The 17,872-nt window shown below is 66.2% G+C and carries 17 protein-coding genes; 11 read left to right on the top strand and 6 right to left on the bottom strand.

Features of this window, described 5'->3' with window-relative positions; translation table 11 throughout:
- Window positions 1–316 precede the first annotated feature (316 nt).
- From ACFWPX_RS02210 to ACFWPX_RS02180, 7 genes are all read left to right on the top strand, one after another.
- Window positions 317–1,312: a DUF3068 domain-containing protein gene (locus ACFWPX_RS02210; RefSeq protein ID WP_378925148.1), complete on the top strand. Its 996-nt coding sequence runs from the start codon at window positions 317–319 to the stop codon at window positions 1,310–1,312.
- A gap of 333 nt (window positions 1,313–1,645) precedes the next feature.
- The gene (locus tag ACFWPX_RS02205; RefSeq protein WP_378925146.1) at window positions 1,646–2,254 is read left to right on the top strand and encodes a TetR/AcrR family transcriptional regulator; all 609 of its coding nucleotides are present in this window, start codon (window positions 1,646–1,648) and stop codon (window positions 2,252–2,254) included.
- 190 nt (window positions 2,255–2,444) lie between these two features.
- The gene (locus tag ACFWPX_RS02200) at window positions 2,445–3,968 is read left to right on the top strand and encodes a nitric oxide reductase activation protein NorD (RefSeq protein ID WP_378925144.1); all 1,524 of its coding nucleotides are present in this window, start codon (window positions 2,445–2,447) and stop codon (window positions 3,966–3,968) included.
- Window positions 3,965–4,759, top strand: coding sequence for a CbbQ/NirQ/NorQ/GpvN family protein (locus ACFWPX_RS02195; RefSeq protein ID WP_378925143.1), 795 nt, complete (start codon window positions 3,965–3,967; stop codon window positions 4,757–4,759). The genes ACFWPX_RS02200 and ACFWPX_RS02195 overlap by 4 nt, the downstream gene beginning before the upstream one ends.
- A 211-nt stretch (window positions 4,760–4,970) precedes the next feature.
- Window positions 4,971–5,648: a hypothetical protein gene (locus tag ACFWPX_RS02190; protein ID WP_378926105.1), complete on the top strand. Its 678-nt coding sequence runs from the start codon at window positions 4,971–4,973 to the stop codon at window positions 5,646–5,648.
- Window positions 5,649–5,690: 42 nt separating this feature from the next.
- Window positions 5,691–6,119 (top strand): hypothetical protein, encoded by a 429-nt coding sequence (locus ACFWPX_RS02185; protein WP_378925142.1) that lies wholly within the window; start codon window positions 5,691–5,693, stop codon window positions 6,117–6,119.
- Complete coding sequence (locus tag ACFWPX_RS02180) at window positions 6,119–7,270, top strand: phosphotransferase (RefSeq protein WP_378925140.1); 1,152 nt, start codon at window positions 6,119–6,121, stop codon at window positions 7,268–7,270. Before ACFWPX_RS02185 ends, ACFWPX_RS02180 begins: the two co-directional genes overlap by 1 nt.
- Window positions 7,271–7,337: 67 nt before the next feature.
- Here ACFWPX_RS02180 and ACFWPX_RS02175 read toward each other — a convergent pair whose 3' ends face one another.
- Together ACFWPX_RS02175 and ACFWPX_RS02170 are read right to left on the bottom strand one after the other, a co-directional pair.
- Window positions 7,338–8,594: an amidohydrolase family protein gene (locus ACFWPX_RS02175; protein ID WP_378925137.1), complete on the bottom strand. Its 1,257-nt coding sequence runs from the start codon at window positions 8,592–8,594 to the stop codon at window positions 7,338–7,340.
- A 60-nt stretch (window positions 8,595–8,654) separates the two neighbouring features.
- Window positions 8,655–9,500, bottom strand: coding sequence for an acyl-CoA thioesterase (locus ACFWPX_RS02170; RefSeq protein WP_378925135.1), 846 nt, complete (start codon window positions 9,498–9,500; stop codon window positions 8,655–8,657).
- 132 nt (window positions 9,501–9,632) lie between these two features.
- Between ACFWPX_RS02170 and ACFWPX_RS02165 the strand changes: the two genes are divergently transcribed.
- Complete coding sequence (locus ACFWPX_RS02165; protein WP_378925133.1) at window positions 9,633–9,842, top strand: hypothetical protein; 210 nt, start codon at window positions 9,633–9,635, stop codon at window positions 9,840–9,842.
- Window positions 9,843–9,926: 84 nt separating this feature from the next.
- Complete coding sequence (locus ACFWPX_RS02160) at window positions 9,927–11,144, top strand: RNA-guided endonuclease InsQ/TnpB family protein (protein ID WP_378925131.1); 1,218 nt, start codon at window positions 9,927–9,929, stop codon at window positions 11,142–11,144.
- A 234-nt stretch (window positions 11,145–11,378) separates the two neighbouring features.
- Here the strand turns inward: ACFWPX_RS02160 and ACFWPX_RS02155 are convergent, their stop codons facing one another.
- On the bottom strand, window positions 11,379–12,791 hold the full coding sequence (locus tag ACFWPX_RS02155) for an amidohydrolase family protein (protein ID WP_378925129.1): 1,413 nt from the start codon (window positions 12,789–12,791) through the stop codon (window positions 11,379–11,381).
- Window positions 12,788–13,936 (bottom strand): CoA transferase, encoded by a 1,149-nt coding sequence (locus ACFWPX_RS02150; protein ID WP_378926103.1) that lies wholly within the window; start codon window positions 13,934–13,936, stop codon window positions 12,788–12,790. The genes ACFWPX_RS02155 and ACFWPX_RS02150 overlap by 4 nt, the downstream gene beginning before the upstream one ends.
- Window positions 13,937–14,101: 165 nt before the next feature.
- On the opposite strand from ACFWPX_RS02150, the gene ACFWPX_RS02145 reads away from it, so the two are divergent.
- Together ACFWPX_RS02145 and ACFWPX_RS02140 are read left to right on the top strand one after the other, a co-directional pair.
- A complete protein-coding gene (locus ACFWPX_RS02145) occupies window positions 14,102–15,157 on the top strand; it encodes an enoyl-CoA hydratase/isomerase family protein (protein ID WP_378925127.1) in 1,056 nt (351 codons plus the stop codon).
- A gap of 137 nt (window positions 15,158–15,294) precedes the next feature.
- A complete protein-coding gene (locus ACFWPX_RS02140) occupies window positions 15,295–16,092 on the top strand; it encodes an SDR family NAD(P)-dependent oxidoreductase (protein WP_378925125.1) in 798 nt (265 codons plus the stop codon).
- Window positions 16,093–16,151: 59 nt separating this feature from the next.
- Here ACFWPX_RS02140 and ACFWPX_RS02135 read toward each other — a convergent pair whose 3' ends face one another.
- Both ACFWPX_RS02135 and ACFWPX_RS02130 read right to left on the bottom strand, forming a co-directional pair.
- Window positions 16,152–17,342, bottom strand: coding sequence for an acyl-CoA dehydrogenase family protein (locus ACFWPX_RS02135; protein ID WP_378925121.1), 1,191 nt, complete (start codon window positions 17,340–17,342; stop codon window positions 16,152–16,154).
- Window positions 17,343–17,412: 70 nt separating this feature from the next.
- Window positions 17,413–17,871 carry a MaoC family dehydratase gene (locus ACFWPX_RS02130; protein ID WP_378925118.1) on the bottom strand — a complete coding sequence of 153 codons (459 nt, stop codon included), beginning with the start codon at window positions 17,869–17,871 and terminating at the stop codon, window positions 17,413–17,415.
- Between the last annotated feature and the right edge of the window lies 1 nt (window position 17,872).

The following is a 17,872-nucleotide window of genomic DNA, read 5'->3' as shown; positions in this document are numbered from 1 at the left end:
TATAAAACGGGTCACGTCGTTCGAACGGCGGGGGGCACGCTTTCCCCCCCAAAGTACCCCCGCCGATTTACTCCGGTGACGGAAACTCCGACGAAGCCGCCCGCACCAAATCGGGGGCGGCGGACATCGGCTGTTCGGGTGGTTTTCGACGCGGACACGGCTCCTGTGCCCGCGATCGGATCTATATCGGAACACTTATCGCAATCTATCCCGTAAGGCCAACCGTTGAACTATCGTCAGTGTGTTGGATCACAGTGGTCATCCATGAAAAGGAAAACGGGATGCCACGAAATCTCCGCCAGGGATAGAGGATTTCATGACAAAGAGGTCATTTGCCGGGATCGCGGCAGGCGTTACGGGAGTCGCCTTTCTCGTCGCAGCCGCAGTGCTACCGACATACGTACGGGATTCGGTCGTCGGTCTACCGGACGAACTGGACCAGACCACCGTTGTCGTCGGTAAGGGTGAGTTGATCGATCGGTCGAGTTTCTTCTCGGCGACACCGGTGCAGACATCGAAGGATATCCCGGTATCCATTACCGCGCGAACGACACTGGCCGAATCGGCCGACAGTTCGTCGGCCGTGATCCACGGCAGTCTCCTCGGGGCACGGAGCGACGTCGCGGGAGACTCCGCAGTATTCATCAACACGACCGATGTCGTGCAGGTCGACCGGCAGAACTATCTGGTCGGCGCCGAACCGGTACCGACGTGGACGGGTCCGCCCGCTCCGCCGGCGGAGGAGCCTGCCCGCATCGGAACGCTGTTCTCCTTCACCCCCGATGTGCAGAAAACGGAATACCGATTCTACGAACTGATGGCCCACGCGCCGACTACGGCGCGCTACATCGACGACGACCGAAGCATCGACGGGATGCAGCTGTATCACTTCCGCTCCGAATTGCCACCGGTGGATATGACCCAGACCGTGGGCATCACGCAGCAGACCCAGCTGACCTTGCCCGCGGCGAAATGGGGCCTGCCGGGCGGCATGGACATGGTGACGATGAACCAGTACTACGCCAATGTCCGTGATATGTGGGTGGAGCCGACTACCGGTGCGACCGTCGACCTGGTGACCAGCCCGCGGATCTACTACGCGCAGACCGCGGACAATCCGCACCAGGTGACCGCGTTCGCCGGGGAGCTCCGATTCGACCAGCCCACCCTCGACGCCCTGCTCGGTGATGCGAAGGACGGTCGTCAGCTGATCCGTGGGCTCTTCGTGTGGCTGCCGATCGGTCTGGCTGTGGTGGGGTTGCTGCTCGTCGGTACCGCCGTCCTCGCGAGGGTTCGTCACCGCGCCGGATAGCCGCGTCTGGCAACATCCCCGCCGCGCATACGCTCCCCGGCACTGCCTCCGCCGGGGAGCCTCATTCGCGTGAATACAGTATGCCTTCCGGTATGTCAGCCTTGGGTGTTTTCGGTGGTGTGGCCGGGCGTCGGTGAACCGCCGGTTCGCGATCCGAAAATCTATTGACGAATTTCAATGACATGTGTCAGTATTGGGTCACGCGGTCGATGACCAGCCGGGATTCACTCGAGCTGACTCGATCAGCAAGCAGGAGAAGGGCTCTGGCGAATCGCGCCGTGCCTCTTTGCGTGCCTGATTGACGCAAGTCAATGACGGGAGTTAGCTCGCGGCATGAGCGAAATCCAGGACAAGCCCCAGGGGCGACAGGCGCAGCGTCTACTCACACGGAAGCGAGTGCTCGATGCGGCGGTTGCGGAATTCGGTAGAGCCGGCGCGGCCGAGGCCGACATCGCCGCGATCGTCGAGGACGCGGGCGTGGCACGCGGGACCTTCTACTTCCACTTCCCGACCAAGGAACACGTGCTCCTCGAACTCGAGCAGCGCGAGGAGGCGCGCATCGCCGGGGAGCTCGAACGGTACCTCCGTACGCCCCACGATCTGGCGGACGTGCTGGCGAAAGTCGTCCGGTTGGTCTCGGCGATGGAACGACGCCTAGGCAGCAAGTTGTTCAAAGACCTACTCGCCGTGCACTTCTCGCCGACCCGGCCATTGGACGAGACCTGGCGCGAACATTCCGTGATCGGACTGGTCGCCGTGGAGATCGAACAGGCCGCCGCGCGCGGACAAGCCCAACTCGTCGTCCAGTCCTACCACAGCGCCGTGTTCTTCCTGCTCGGTCTCTACGCCCTGCTCACCACCACGAGCGGCTCGAAAGCCGTCCGTACAGCGGCGCTGGCCGACTACGTGACGGCGACCCTGCGGAGCCTGGAGCCCCGATGACCGCGACGCAACCCACCATTCGCCGACAGATAGGGAATCCCGATCATGCTGCTCGACATCGTCCGACTTGCCCTCGCCTGGGGCGCGGTGCTGCTCATCATCGCGTTCTGGTACTGGATCATGAGCAATATCGGGACATTCTGATCATGGGTGCTGTTCGTGCGTCCGCGTATACCCGCGGAGATCCAGGATGACCGCGACCGGGCCCGCGGCGTCGATCGAGCGCAGCTACGCGGTGACGGCGGTTGCGCTGTCGGGCCGACGCCGCCAAGGCGTCCGCCTGGTGACCGGCGAGCGACGCGGCTTCGGCCTGAGCCCTGGGCTCAGCTTCGTGCACGTGCCGTATCCGCCGTCGGCCGACTGGAACCGCATCACCATGACCTGCGGTGTCGCACTGCAGTGTTCGCCTTCCAAAGACCGGATAGCGCAGTATCTGCTGCACGAGTTGTCACCGCGTGAGCGTGCTGCACTCTCGATCGTCGAGGGTGACGTCGCCGCGACCTGGGTCGGCGAGCGGTTTCCCGGATTGGTACCCGAACTGCGCCGGTGGCTGCCTGCACTCGAGTTCACCGATCCCGACTTGCCCGGTGACGACATCATCGAGCGCGCCGTCGCGCTCGCACGGTCGCCGCGAGCGCTGGGGGAATATCCGTTGCTCGGGAGTCTGCCGCTGGCCGCGCCGCCGCGCAGCCGCATGGCGATGGCGGCGCGGCGGATATACGGCCGCATGCCGTGGACATCCAATCGCAGCGACAGCTACCGCGTCTGGTCGGTACCGGTCGGTGGTGAAGGCGGCAGCCGCGCCTCGAACATGCCACCACCGAGCCGACCCGAGAACGAGGACATCGAGATCCGCGCCGATCAACGCGCGGGGATTCCGTACCCGGAGTGGAACCAGTGGACGATGAGCTTTCTACGCGACCACGTCGCGGTCATGGAACGCCGACAACCCACCTCGTCGAGCCCGATCGCGCCTGCCTCGCCCGAGGTGCGTCGCTGGTTCGAGGAACTCACCCATCGCACCATGCGCGGTGGACTGGTGGACGGGTCCGATCTCGACATCGACCGCTACATCAGTCACTACGTCGACACGCAGGTCGGCGCGACGCCGCAGCCACGGGTGTTCCGTGAATTGCTGCCCAGCGCCCGCGATGTGACGACCGCTGTGCTGCTCGACGGCAGCTCCTCGCTCGGCATCAACGGCGGCGCGACCTTCCGGTTGGAGCTGGCCTGCGCGGACGCCCTCTCCCGGGCTATGACGGTCGCCAGGGAACGGCACGGGATCTTCGTGTTCACCGGCAACACCCGCCACCGCGTGGAAGTCCGGTGTCTGAAGGACTTCGACGACCGGACCTTCGTCGATGTCGGCGGTCTCGGGTTGATGGCCGGTGGCTACACCCGCCTCGGCGCGCCCCTGCGGCACCTGACCGGTCGGCTACTCGAACAACCGGCGCAGCGTCGCCAGCTCATCATCATCGGCGACGGCCTCATCTCCGACGAAGGGTACGAGGGCCGCTACGCGTGGGCCGATGTGGCCCATGCCGTCGAGGAGGCCGTCACCGCCGGGATCGCCGTCTACTACATCGGCATCGGCCCGGTTCGCGTCGATCCACTGCCCGAAGTATTCGGACCCACACGCTCGCAACGCATCCGGCGGGTGGAGGAACTTCCCCGCGTTCTCGCACATATTCACCGAGAGTTGGTCGATTTATGACATCTGATTCCTATTTCGCCGGCGGCGGCGAGGTCGAACTGTTCGAACGAGCGTTCCAGCAGCGCCTTCCGGTCATGCTCACCGGGCCGACCGGGTGTGGCAAAACGCGATTCGTCGAGCACATGGGCTCGCTGCTCGGTCGCCCGGTGGTCACCGTCAGCTGCCATGACGACATCACCAGCTCGGACCTGGTCGGCCGGTTGCTCGTCACGGGCGGCGATGTGGTCTGGAACGACGGACCCCTGACCAGGGCTGTGAAAGACGGAGCCATCTGCTACCTGGACGAAGTAATCGAGGCGCGCCACGATTCACTGGCCGTGCTGCATTCGCTCGCCGACCACCGGCGCGCGCTGTTCCTCGACCGCGCGGGTGAGGTCGTGGAGGCCCCCGAATCGTTCATGCTCGTCTGCTCCTACAACCCGGCCTACCGCAGTTCACTCAAAGTGCTGAAACCGTCATTTCGACAGCGCTTCGTCACCATCACCATGGACTACCTGCCGCCCGATCGGGAAGCCGAGGTGGTGGTGACGGAATCCGGCGTCGATTCGGCCGTTGCGACGCGACTGGTCCACTGCGCGAACACTATTCGTGGCGCGGACGAGATATTCCACTTCGAGCCACCGTCGACGCGCGTGCTGGTGGCGGCGGCCCGGCTCATCGTCGCCGGCGCGCGGGAAATCGACGCGGTGCAGGCCTGTGTGCTGGCGCCGCTGAGCACCGATGCCGCCATCGGTGACGGCCTGCGCCAGATCGCCACCGCCGGCTTGCTCGCCGACGAAGAACCCGTGTGATCACCTCGAGGAGAACGCTCTCATGAACGAGCAAGACCGTAGACGTAAGCGTGCGCTGATCGTCTTCCAATTCACCATCTATGGGTTTCTGCTGCTGATGTTCTGCATTCAGTTGCGGATGCTGATGACCAATGACTGGTAGGAGAAAATCGTGAATCTGCCGACATTCGTCAAGCGCCGTACCGGCTCGGCGAACCCACCGAGCGCCGATATCCGAACCGCCGGAAGCTATGACGAGCACGAAGCGGAAAGCCGGGCGAGTCAGCGCCGCGCCGACATCTGGCTCACCGCGGGCACAGCACTGATGGGCACCTTTATCCTGGGCCCGATCGGCCTGCCGATCTTTCTGCGCGGCGTCTGGTTGCAGCGCCGAGCGCAGCGAGACGGCTTGTCCGTGCGGCCGCTCATGGTCACGCTGATCGGATATCTCGTCATTCTCGATGCCTTCCTCAACAGTGTCGGCTGGGTGCTCGACGTTTTCGCCAGCCACACCCTGGTCACGCGGGTCTTCTTCGCCGCATGGGGCAACTTCTTCGACGCAGGCTACTGGTGGCACTACAACGAACTATGGATCGGCGGGACGGGCGCGCCCGGTGAGAAGGGCTGGGAGTTCGCCTGTGTGCTCGTCGTCTTCCCGATGCGGATCGCCGCCGCGATCGCCTTCCTGCAGATGAAACGGTGGGGTCATCAATGGCTGACGGTCACCTGTTGGTTCGGCGTGGTCATCTGGGTCGGCTACATCGTGAACATGACCGTGTACGCCGATATCCGCTTCGACGGTGCGGTGCTGCCGGTATTCGGCTGGTGGTTGTACGACATCTTCTACATCACGCCATTCCTGGCAATCCCCTATCTGCACACGGTCAACCGCGAGATATTCGCCGACTGACCGCGGTTCGACTCGATCTATCTGCTGAAGGAGAATTTCGCGATGAGCACACCGTCGTCCGAATCGGGATCGGCTCCACCGGAAGAACTTCCGTTGGGCACCACGCCACCTTTCGCGCGCATGCATCGCTGGCTCAAACGGGGGATCATGATCTGCCTGGTGGCGCTGGTGGTCGAAGGGGCGTTCACCGTACCCGCGCTCGCGCTCTGGTACGGCTGGCCGACCTTGTCACTGCAGGAGATCTGCGACGAGATGATGAAGGTCCGCTACTCCGACGACACCCTGGAATGCCAGTATCCCGCCGATTTCAACGCACCGCCGCTCGGCGGGCAGGCCGAAGCGGCCGGGCAGACCACCGCACGTGACGAATGGGGCGTCCAACCCAAACCCGGCTGGGATCCCATCGGGTTCCGGGAACTGGTCCGTCGCCACGACGAGCGGATCGCCCGAGAAGGTGGAGGGGGGCGATAGTGCGGGCTTCGGTCCTTACCGCCCGAGCCGCCGGTTCGGTGGCTGGGCAGGCATTGCGGGTCGCGTTCGATCGCACTGTGCCGACGGGTGGTGCGCGCGCACCGCTGCGCGTGGAGGACGTGACCGTTGCCTGGCTCGCCGAGGTCTTCGGCGTGGCACCGGAGGCGATCCACCGGATCCGGGTCGTGGACGCCCATTCCGGTACGGCGGCGCGGGCGCGCATCGAAGTGACCTCGGATGCCGATATTCCGGCCTCCCTGTTCCTGAAAATGCCGCCGCGCAACTACTTCCAGCATGTGCTGATGAACCTGTTCAGCCTCGGGGCACGAGAGATCGACGCCTATCGCGCCCTGGGCGGCGCACCACCGATCCGGGTGCCCCGCTGCTATGCGACGCGGTTCGACCCGGTGCGGGGTCGCGCTGTGCTGGTCTTGGAGGATCTGTCGCCGACCGCGCGGTTTCGCACGGTCGGCGATCCTCTCGACCGAAGCGAAGCGGAGGCCGTGGTCGACGCCATGGCGGATCTGCACGCCGCCTTCTGGCAGGACCCAGCAGCTGCGGTGGGTACCGCGCCACGATCGGAGGTGGAAACCCAACTCGGGATCCTGATCCGGCGCCGGCTGCTCGGCACACTCACCGGGCACGCCGCGGACCTGGTCCCGGCGACGGTCCGGGAGCAGATCCGGATCTTCTATCAGCGTGGCAGGGAGATCGACGCCTTCTGGGTCCACCAACCGCAGACCCTGATCCACGGGGACCCACATCTGGGCAACCTGTTCTTCGAAGGCTCGACGCCGGGCTTCCTGGACTGGCAGATCTCGACGACCGGTTGCGGCATGCGCGATGTCGCCTACTTCGCGAACTCGTCGGTGGAACCGGAATTGCTGCGCGAGATCGAACGAGGACTCGTCGAGCGCTACGCCGCCCGGCTCGACGCCGCGGGCATCACGGCAGACCCGGAGCAGCTGTGGACGCTGTACAAGGTCGGCATCGCCGAGTTGCTGCTCGCCATCGTCTGTACCGCTGAGGCGGGTGAACGAATGCAGTCGGTGGCGGTGACCCGCTGTGGTGTGGCGCGCGCTGTCGCGGGCGTCGAGGCACATGACAGCCTCGCACTGCTCGCCGCACTTCTCGATGACATGCGCGTCTGAGCATCAGGCGAGCCGATGAAAACAGCCGCCGCCGAATCCGATTCGGCGGCGGCTGAAGTCGCCTGGATCAGCTGGTTTTCGTGGTCGCGACGCGCGGATCAGGGTTGGCGATGGGCAGTCCGAGGAAGCGGCGCGCGTTGTCGCCCATGAAGTCATAGGTGCGCCCGACGTCCATGCCCTCGGCGTACTTCCAGAAACCCTTCGGCTCGGCCAGACCCTCCGGGTGCGGGTAGTCCGAGCCGAAGAGGACCTTGTCCCAGCCGACCGTGTCGACGACATCGGCCACGCACCCTTCCCAGAACGGGCTGACCCAGATGTTGCGGCGGAACACCTCGTGCGGATGCTCGGGGAAGTTCTGCGGCATCTTCTTGTACAGGTCCTCGAAGTCGTGGAACAGCGGGTAGATCCACGAACTGCCGTTCTCGACGCTGGCCACGCGCAGCTTCGGGAAACGGGTCAGCGTGCCGTGACAGATGAGACTGGTGATCATGTCGGAGATCTCGCGGTGCCCCAGCGCCATCCAGCGAAACGGGCTCTGCGCCATGAAGTTCGCGGTGTGCGGCGGTTCCCAGGAGGCAATGTAGCCGTCCAGCGGTGGGTAACTGGCGTGCAGCACGATCGGCAGGCCCGCCGCTTCGACATCACGCCAGAACGGATCGAATTCGGGCAGCGCGGGTGAGCGCCAGCCGTGCAGGCCGTTCACCGGGCCCGGCTTGATCAAGGCGACCTTCGCGCCGTTGTCGAGGATGTATTCCAGTTCGCGCTGGGCGGCGTCGACCTCGGAGAGATTGATGATCGGGGTCGAGTAGATGCGGTCGGCGTAGTTGTAGGACCAGTGCTCGGCCATCCACTGGTTGAGCGCGTGGATGATCGCCAGGGTGAGCTGTGGATCGTCGGCCGCCGAATGCTCGACCAGGCTGGCCAGCGTCGGGTAGTTGAGCGCCTCGACGACACCTTGGCGGTCGAGCTCGGTGATCCGGTCCACCGGGTTGCGGGTGGCCGCGGGTGCCTCGATCGCGGGCCCCTGCATCTCTCGCAGCGTGAGCCCGTCGGAGTTCTCGCCCGCGAAGAACTTCTCGTGCGCGCCGGGCGCGGCGACGCGCTCGAAGGTCGGGTTGGGGATGAAGTCGGTGACCTTGTTGTTGATCACGATCCGGGTCTGGCGCCCGATCTGCGCGAACTGCACCGCACGTGCGTACTTCTCCGGCAGGTACTTCGTCAGCGAGTCCGGGGTCTCGTACATGTGCTGGTCGGCGTCGAAGATCGGCGCATCGCGAAATTGTTCCTCGGTCCGGCTTGCGGCCGGGTCGGCGGTGTTCGTCATCTGGTTCCCTTCCATCACTGCAGTCCTATCTACTGTAATGCATACAGTATGAGTCGTGGTTCACCTGGCCGGGACGGCGTCGACGTGAAACCTGAGCAGGGCCTCCTGGGCGAACGAGGCGACCAACGTGCCGTCTGCGGTGAAGACATCCCCTCGTCCGAAGCAGCGCCCATGCGCGACCATCGCGCCGTAGTGGCGCAGGAGCAGCCAATCGCCGGTGGCGAACGGTCGATGGAACCAGACCGTGTGCGAGGTCGTCGCCGAGGTGAACGCGGTGCCGTTGCCGCGCTGGTCGATGCCGTCGAACGGGCGTAGCGCGGTGCCGATGACGTTCAGGTCGGTGGAATAGGCGAGCAGTGCGGCGGCGGCTCCGGCGACCTCTGTGTCGGGGATTCGCATCCAGAGGTCGTAGTCGGCTCGCCCATCGTCATGGGCGTCGAGATCGGTGACCGACCGGGTGTCCCAGGGGAGCAGATCGAACCGGACGCGGTTTTCGGGACCGGGCGGTGCTGCGGTGGGGCGAATCGGCTGGTGTGTCGGGCCCGCTTCGGTGGCATGCAGCGAGACGGCGCAAGTGGCGATCGGGCGGCGGCCCTGCGTCGCGGTCACGGTCAGTGCGCCGAACGAGCGTCCGTCGTGGAGTGGGTCGGCGATGTAGTGAACGGGAGTGTCGGATGTGCCTTCTCGGAAGAACGACGCATGGAGTGACTTGACCGTCTTGTCCGGGTTCACCGCGTTCGCCGTGCGCACGAACTGGCCGAGTAGTTGCCCACCGAAGAGGCGTCGATGGGGCAGCTGTTGATTCGATCCCGCGAAGGCGAGAAAGGGATCGGCCGGCGGCGTGGCATCGGTGGGCAGCGAGCGGAGGTCGAGGCAAGCCATGAGGTCGTTCCAGGTATCCGGCACGAGCCGATCATAAGCTATACGGGAAGGTTTACAGTATATCTCTGATCAGCACCCGGGCTTGGATATTCTCAGCTACTGTCGTAGCAACAGTAGTTCCCTCTGAGGTTTCGCGAGTGCCGAGGTGATCGGTCGATGACGAAGAACAAGGACTCTCGACGCACGGCGCTGACAATCGCGCACCCACGATCGGCCGCGCCACCCGGCACGGCCTACGAGCACGGTGCGCGGATCCCCGGCGAGGTGGTGCGTACCGTCAGCTACCGGGTGTGGGCCAGTGTGCCGCCCTTCAGCGCGGTGGTGAAGGCCCACGCGGGAGGCCCGCCAGGGCCGAGCGTGCCCTGAACGCGATGGTCCTGCATAGCTTTCGCGACCAGGTGTTTCCCAGTGGCTGGTTTGTTGTCGTACCCCGGTGCCACACTGTCGGTTATGCAGCTGCGATACAACTTCCGCCTCTACCCCACAGTGGGGCAGCAGCAGTCGTTGGCGCAAGCATTCGGCTGTGCCCGGGTCGTGTTCAACGACGCCCTCGCCGCCCGGCAGCAGGCGTTCCGGGAGGGACGCCGGGTTACTGATGCGGAACTGTCGAAGCTGTTGACCGAATCGAAGAAGACCCCGGAGCGAGCATGGTTGGGTGGGGTGTCAGCGGTGGTGTTGCAGCAGGCCCTAGCGGATCTGAATACCGCCTACCGCAACTTCTTCGGCTCGGTCACCGGCACCCGGAAGGGGTCGAAGGTCGCGGTGCCGCGGTTCCGATCGCGTCGCGACCATCGGCAGGCGATCCGGTTCACCCGTAACGCCCGGTTCGCGGTCACCGCCGGGGAGAAGTTGCGGTTGCCCAAGATCGGGGACGTGAAGGGGGTGTGGTCGCGGCGGCTGCCGTCGGAACCTTCGTCGGTCACGGTGATCAAGGACGCGGCCGGACGCTATTTCGCGTCCTTCGTGGTGGAAGCGGAAACCCGGCCGCTGCCCGAGGTCGATGCCGAGGTGGGTATCGATCTGGGTTTGACCGCGTTCGCGGTCTTCTCCGATGGGCGGGTCATCGACAACCCCAGGTTGTTCCGTCGGGCCGAACGCAAACTTCGTAAAGCTCAGCAGGCACTCTCGCGTAAGCAGAAGGGGTCGAGTAACCGGGGTAAAGCTCGGATCAGGGTTGCCCGGGCACACGCAAAAGTTGCTGATCAGCGTCGCGATTTCGCGCACAAACTGTCCACGACGATTGTCCGTGATAACCAAGCGGTGTATGTCGAGGATTTGTGTGTGAAGGGGTTGGTGCGAACCCGTCTGGCGAAGTCGGTGCATGACGCTGGGTGGTCGATGTTCATCCGCATGGTCGGGGAGAAAGCGGCCCGGCACGGGCGGTATTTCGCCAAGGTCGACCGGTTCTTCCCATCGTCGCAGCTGTGCTCGGCATGTGGGGTTGTCGATGGGAAGAAGCCGTTGTCGGTGCGGTCGTGGACGTGTCGGTGTGGCGTCACCCACGACCGGGATGTCAACGCCGCCAAGAATATCCTCGCCGCTGGTCAGGTGGAGAGGTTAAACGCTTGTGGAGTGCGGGTGAGTCCGGGACGTGTTCCGGCGCTGCGCGGTGAAGCAGGAACCCGCCGAGAGCGCCAGAAGGTGCTGGTAGGAGTCCCCGCCCTTTAGGATGGGGAGGATGTCAAGACCTGCTCGACTACTTCGCGAAATGTCCACGATGCGGCTACGCGGCGCAGGCGTCGGAGACGGTCCGCGCCTATTCCAGCGGGTTGGTCGAGCGCAGGCTGTATCGCACGTGTGGGTTGCCGTGTGGTTGGCACGATTCGTCTTTCGAGGTCGCAGACACGGTTCCGGCGGCTGCGCTACCCGCCACCTAGCTGCCGATCACGGTTGCGCCGGCGCTCACGCAAAGAGGGTGCGAGCGACGACATCGGCCGATGGGTCGCGTAGTACTTGCTCCAACGGCGCGCGCAGCAGGACGAGATCGGCAGACGCCCCGCGTCGGATCCGGCGCGTGCGCCCACCCGGGTCATCGGCTGGGGTGAGGTATCCCGCGAGCGCCTGTGCGGGCGTGAGGCATTCGCCGGTATTGATGGTCGCGCCGGTTTCGGTGGATCGGCGACTGGCCGCGGCGATCACCGCCCACGGGTCGAGCGGGCCGTAGGGGGAGTCGCTGGACAGGGCGAGGGGGACACCCCCCGAGAGCAGACTTCGGCAGCGGTACAGATCGTCGATGTCGTCGGGTTCGACATGCTCGAGGTAGTAGTCGCCGCGCCGGGACAGAAAACCTGGTTGGGTCACCACCCGCAGGCCGTGACGGTGGAGATCGCCGATGGTGTCGGCGGGAACCAGCGCTGCGTGTTCGACGCGGTCGCCGGGGAAATCGCCCGCCACGTCCAATGCCGCGAGCAGCAGGAGCAGTGCTTCGCGGCTGACGCAATGGACGGCCACGGCCCGTCCGCCGCGGTGGGCCGCGCTGATCTGTTCCACCAGATCATCGAACGGAGGGAGCCCGGAGTCGGCGATGACGATCTTGTACGGTCCGACACCGATCCGCTCCGGCAGCGAAGGCGCGCTGCCCACGGGGACCCCGAGCAGGTGTAACCGTTGCGGTAGGTCACCCTCGGTCACGGCGGTGACCAGCGCGGCTTGCGACCCGGTCGACAGATCAGGGGTCGCGTCGGTGACACCGGTGATGCCGTACTCGGCGAGGGTGGAGCCGAGTGAGCCGAGATGCGGTGGCCTCGCCGGTGGTAGCCGTGTGCGTAACCAGCTGTCCGCGCGCCAGATCCGGCCGGTCGGGACGCCATCGGCAGCGCATTCGACACCGGGATGCGCCGCGTCGGTGATTTCCGCTGCGGCGAGAGCGGCGGAGTTGAGGATCCACATCGCGCCACTGCGGTGCTGTACTCGCACCGGTCGGGTCGCGTGCAGGGCGTCGAGGGCGACGGCGTCGAGATCGCCCGCGACGGTGTCGACGTAGCCGACGCCGCGGACCCAGCCATGGTCGTCTCCCGATGCCTCGGCGAGGGCCGTGCCCAGTGCGCGGCGGTCGCGGACTGCCGGCGGGCCGCAATGTACCGACGCCGCGTCGGCGGCCGTGGCGTGCAGGTGCAGGTGGTGATCGTGCAGTCCGGGGATGACGGCACCGCCGCGCGCGTCGATCACCTCCGTGGCCCCGTCCGTGGACAGTGACGGCCCGATGTCGTCGATCCTGCCGTCCCGCACCCGCAGATCGAGACCTGGAATGCCGTCGATCTCCGCGTCGCGCACGATGATGGTCCGGTCGGCCGCGGGTAGGTGGGTATCGGTCACGGCACTGGGATCCGGAGCGATTCGAGTACTCGCGCGGTATCAGCACCCGATTCTGCGGCGGGGCCGATCGGGGTGCGAGACAGTGGTTGTGCGACCGGAATCGGTCCGGCGCCGGAATCGATGAACCAGCTGTCGCCGCGCTGTGACGTGCGCGGCACCGGATCGGTTGTCAGGGTGCTCGCGACGACATCGGTCATCGAGATGTCCCACAGCACTCCGCGACCGTCGGTGGGCGAGGACATCGCGAGCACGGCGGCGGTGAGACCGGTGAGTGGATCGGCGATGGCGTCGCCGACGAAAGCCGGTGTGTCCGAACCGGGTTCGTGGGCGACCAGTCCGGCGGCCGCGGCGACATCGTCCCCGAAACCGATTCGGTTCGACGCTCGACCGGCCGCGGTGATGGACACCCAGCTCGCGCCGCGTCCGACAGCAGCCTCGGCGTCGAGTCCGAACCCAGCCAGCGCGCGGGGCCTTGACGCCTCGATGACGATGTCGGCGGCGTCGACGAGGGTCGACAGCGCCGACCGTCCGGCACTGTCGGCAGGATCGAGAACCACCGATTCGTGCCCATGGTGCAGTAGCGCGTAGAACTCCGGGTTTCCGCGTCGGGCGCCGTCGGGCCGTCCCGGGGTCTCGACCTTGACCACGCGCGCGCCTGCCAGCCCGAGGAGATGGGCGCACAGCGGACCCGCCCACAAGGCGCTGAAGTCGACGACGAGCAGCCCTTCGACCGGCCTCGGCGTCATCGGTGTCGGGCAGTGCACGCGTTCGCGATGCTGCACCGGGCCGGCCGCCACGCCGAGGAGTTCGGCGCGTTCGAGGAGTTCGGCGCCGCGATGTGTGCGCACCCAGTCGGCAAGCGCCGGCCACGGATTCACCGCGTCGAGCTCGTCCCCGATCAGCGCGCCGAGCAGGAGCGGATCATCGGGCCGGGCGCAGGAGACCGCCGCCCACCCGTCGGCGGTGGGCAGCAACCGGCAACGGCCGCCCGCCGACACCGATCCCTGGCGCCGCAGGCCGGCAAGCGCGGCGCGTTCGCCCAGCAGGTGGGCGCCGTCGACGGTGATCGCCTGGCCTGAGACGTCGGCCAGCGCCGAGGTCAGTTCGCGGGCCCTGGTGGCCGCGCGCCCCGGTGGTACCAGCATCGGTCCGTCGGGGCGACCGGAGAGGGCGACCACCCCGCTCGCCGCCCAGTCCGCCGCGGGCGGACCGGGAACCGACGCTGTCCTAGGTTGCACGGCTCGATAGTAGGTCGAGGGGCCCGCGCGGTCTCGGTCACTACGGAGCCGACACCATGTCAGTATTGCGCGGTGAGCCGTGACGCTACCGATCTGGCCCTGGATGCCCTGGAACTGGACATCAGCCCGGAGGGCACGCCGAGAAACCCGATACTGGTCGTTCCGCTGGACGTGTGGGCGGGGGAATCGACGGAGCGGATCGCACGGGTCGCCGAAGCGCTGGCCGGTTCGCTGCGGCTGTCGATCGGGGTGTTGCGGGGACCGGCCTCGCCGAGCCTGGTGCCGCTGCTGCGCGCACTCACCCTGACGCTGGCCGAGGACGCCGGAACCTCGCCGATGATCGTCGACCATCCCGACCCCGATGCCGCGGTGGAGCACCTGACGGCAGCGGTGTGGCGCAATCCGCAGGCGAGCGTGGCGCTGGGGCGACTGCTGCGCCAGACGACGGTGCCGGATACGACCGCGGGACTCGGGGCGGAGGCCGCGGTCTACTCGATGCTGCTGGCGGGCAGGGAGTTCGAGCGGTGGCTGGCCGAACGAGGCGGACCGAAGCCGGTGCGCTTTCCTGATCGAGCGCTGGTGCGGGTGGACCGCGACGCCGACGTGCTGTCGGTCGTTCTCGACCATCCGGAGCGTCGAAACGCACTGAGTTCGCCGCTGCGCGAACAACTTCTGGAGGCGCTTCGTCTCGCCGAACTCGATGACAGCATCGACCGGGTGCTCCTGCGCGGCGCGGGGCCGGTGTTCTGCAGCGGCGGCGATCTCGACGAGTTCGGCACCGCTGTCGATGTGGTGGCCGCGTATCAGGTGCGACTCGAGCGCGCGCCGTGGCGGATCATCGACCGGCTGCGCGACCGTGTCTGCGCCCGGGTACACGGGGCGTGCATCGGGGCGGGCATCGAGATGACGGCCTTCGCGGGGCAGCTGATCGCGGCGCCGGACACCTACTTCCGACTGCCCGAGATCGAGATGGGGTTGGTGCCGGGGGCAGGCGGTACCATCAGCGTCCCGCGCCGGATCGGGCGTTGGCGCGCGGCATGGATGATGCTGACCGGCGATCGCGTCGACACCGCTACCGCGTTGCGGTGGAAGCTGATCGACGGCATCGAGGAAAACGCCGTCGGGTAGTCCCACCGAACTCTCGTAAGCCATACTGAATGTATTACAGTAGTGGCTCGAGCCGTCCGGTCGTGCCGTGGGCCGACGACAGTCCGCAGCGGTCCGACCCGGAACGGCGGTTCTCTCGAGGTGAGGCGGAAAGCGGTATGGATCTGGGATTGCGGGACGCGGCGACCGTCGTGGTCGGGGGAAGTCGTGGGATGGGGCTGGCCACGGCGCAGTGCCTGGCGGAGGAGGGGGCAAGGGTCGCGGTCGTCGGCCGGTCCGCCGAGGACGTCGAGCGCGCGGTCGCGAGCCTGGTGGATCGGGGGAGTCCGGACGCGGTCGGTCTCGTCGCCGACGCGCGCGACCTCGCGCAGGTGGAATCGGCCTTCACCCGACTTGGGCAACGGTGGGGCGGTGAACTCAATTCGCTGATCACCACCGTCGGCCCGAATGTGCAGGGGACGGTGGAGGACCTGTCCGACGAGCAGTGGCACGAGGCAGTCGATCACGGGGCGCTCGCCATTGTGCACTGCGTCAACGCGGCGCTGCCGTTGCTGCGCGAGGCCGAGTGGGGGCGGATCGTGAACTTCTCCGCGCATTCGACCCAGCGCCAGACCGTGTCCCTGGTCGCCTACACCGCGGCGAAGGCGATGGTGACCAGCATCTCGAAGAACCTGTCGCTGTTGCTGGCCAAGGAGGAGATCCTGGTCAACGTGGTGTCTCCGGGCACCTTCGTCACCCCTGCGCTCACCGACTGGGCGCGCTCGGTGGGCATCGAGGACGACGATCCCTACCGCCTCATGGAGGCGATCGGCACCCACTACGGGCACCCCGCGCAGATGCCGAGGGCCGGGCTGCCCGAGGAGATCGGCCCGGTCGCCGCCTTCCTGGCCTCGCGCCGCAATTCGTATATGACCGGCGCGAATGTGAATGTGGACGGTGGCTCCGATTTCGTCTGAGCCGCAAGGGTTTCGGCCGGACCATCGACTGGTCCGGCCGTCACCCGCCCACGACGATCTCAGAGCCGATAGTCGCGCAGCACACCCTTGCCGATGATCCGTTTCTGGATCTCGCTGGTGCCCTCGCCGATCAGCATGAACGGCGCCTCGCGCATGAGACGTTCGATCTCGTATTCGGTGGAATAGCCGTAGCCACCGTGGATCCGGAAACTGGCCTGGGTGACCTCGTTGCAGAACTCGCTGGCCAGATATTTGGCCATGCCCGCCGCGACATCGTTGCGCAGGCCGGAATCCTTGAGACGAGCCGCGTTGACCATCATGAGATGGGCCGCCTCGACCTTGGTGGCCATTTCGGCCAGCGAGAACCCGATGGCCTGGTGTTCGACGATGGGTTTGCCGAAGGCCGAGCGCTGTTGGGCGTAGCGCGCGCCGAGTTCGAACGCGCGCAGCGCGATTCCGCAGGCGCGGGCCGCGACATTGACCCGGCCGACCTCGATGCCGTCCATCATCTGCTTGAAGCCATGACCGGGTTCGCCCCCGAGGACGGCGTCCGCGGGCACGACATGGTTGTCGAGCAGCATCTCGGTGGTGTCGATGCCCTTGTAACCCATTTTGTGGATCTTGCCGGGAATGCTCAGCCCGGGTGCGACCTCACCGAATCCGGCGGGCTTCTCGAGCAGGAAGGCGGTGAGATTGTCGTGCGGGCGTTCGTGGCCCTCATCGGTGCGTACCAGGGTGGCGACGACAGTGGCCGTGGATCCGTTGGTCAGCCACATCTTTCGGCCGTTGAGCGTGTATTCGCCCGACTCCGCGCGGACGGCTTTGGTGCGGATGGCGGCCACATCCGAGCCGAGTTCGGGTTCGGACATGGAGAACGCCCCGCGCACCTCACCGGTGGCCATGCGCGGCAGGAAATGTCGCCGCTGTTGCACGGTGCCGTGCTGGGCGAGCAGGTACGCGACGATGAAATGGGTGTTGATGACACCGGAGATGCTCATCCAGCCGCGCGCCAGTTCCTCGACACACAACGCGTAGGTCAGCAGGGATTCGCCGAGACCCCCGTACTCCTCGGGAATCATCAGCCCGAACAAACCCATCTCCGCCATCCGATCGATGATGGCTTGCGGATAGGTGTCGGCGTGTTCGAGTTCCTGCGCGACCGGGATGATCTCCTTGTCCACGAACGTGCGCACAGTGGTGAGGATTTCGGTCTGCACCTCGGTGAGGCCGTGGGTTTGTCCGAGTTTCATCGGGATATCCGTTCGGTGGAATCGGCGCCTTCGTGGCGTGGGTCGGCGGATGCGATGGGCTCGGCGCGGGTCACAACACCACCACCGTGAGGGTTTCGGCCACCAGCACCGGTTTGTCCTGTCCCTCGTTCTCGACGGCCCATCGCACGGTGAGCAGGCACCGCGACGTCTCGACCGACAAGTCGACAGGGGTGGCCGAGGCACGCACCCGGGTGCCGACACGCACGGCGGAGGGGTACCGAACCTTGTTGCTGCCGTAGTTGATTCGCGCCGAGCCGAATTCGATGGTGTAGAGGTCGCGGCCGAGGAACGGCAGCATCGACAGGGTGAGGTAGCCGTGCGCGATGGTGGCGCCGTAGGGGCCGTCGGCGGCGCGCGCGGGGTCCACGTGGATCCACTGATCGTCGCCGGTGGACTCGGCGAACGCGTCGACTCGTTCCTGGTCGATCGTGCACCACGGCCCGGGACCGACGGTGTCGCCGATCGCGGCCGAGAGATCATCGAGTGAGGTGAAGGCGCGCGCGGCCATG

It is taken from the genome of Nocardia sp. NPDC058518 (assembly GCF_042719655.1).
Taxonomy (GTDB): domain Bacteria; phylum Actinomycetota; class Actinomycetes; order Mycobacteriales; family Mycobacteriaceae; genus Nocardia.
Note: the sequence above shows the minus strand (reverse complement) of the source record. Positions and strands in the feature narration are given on the sequence as shown.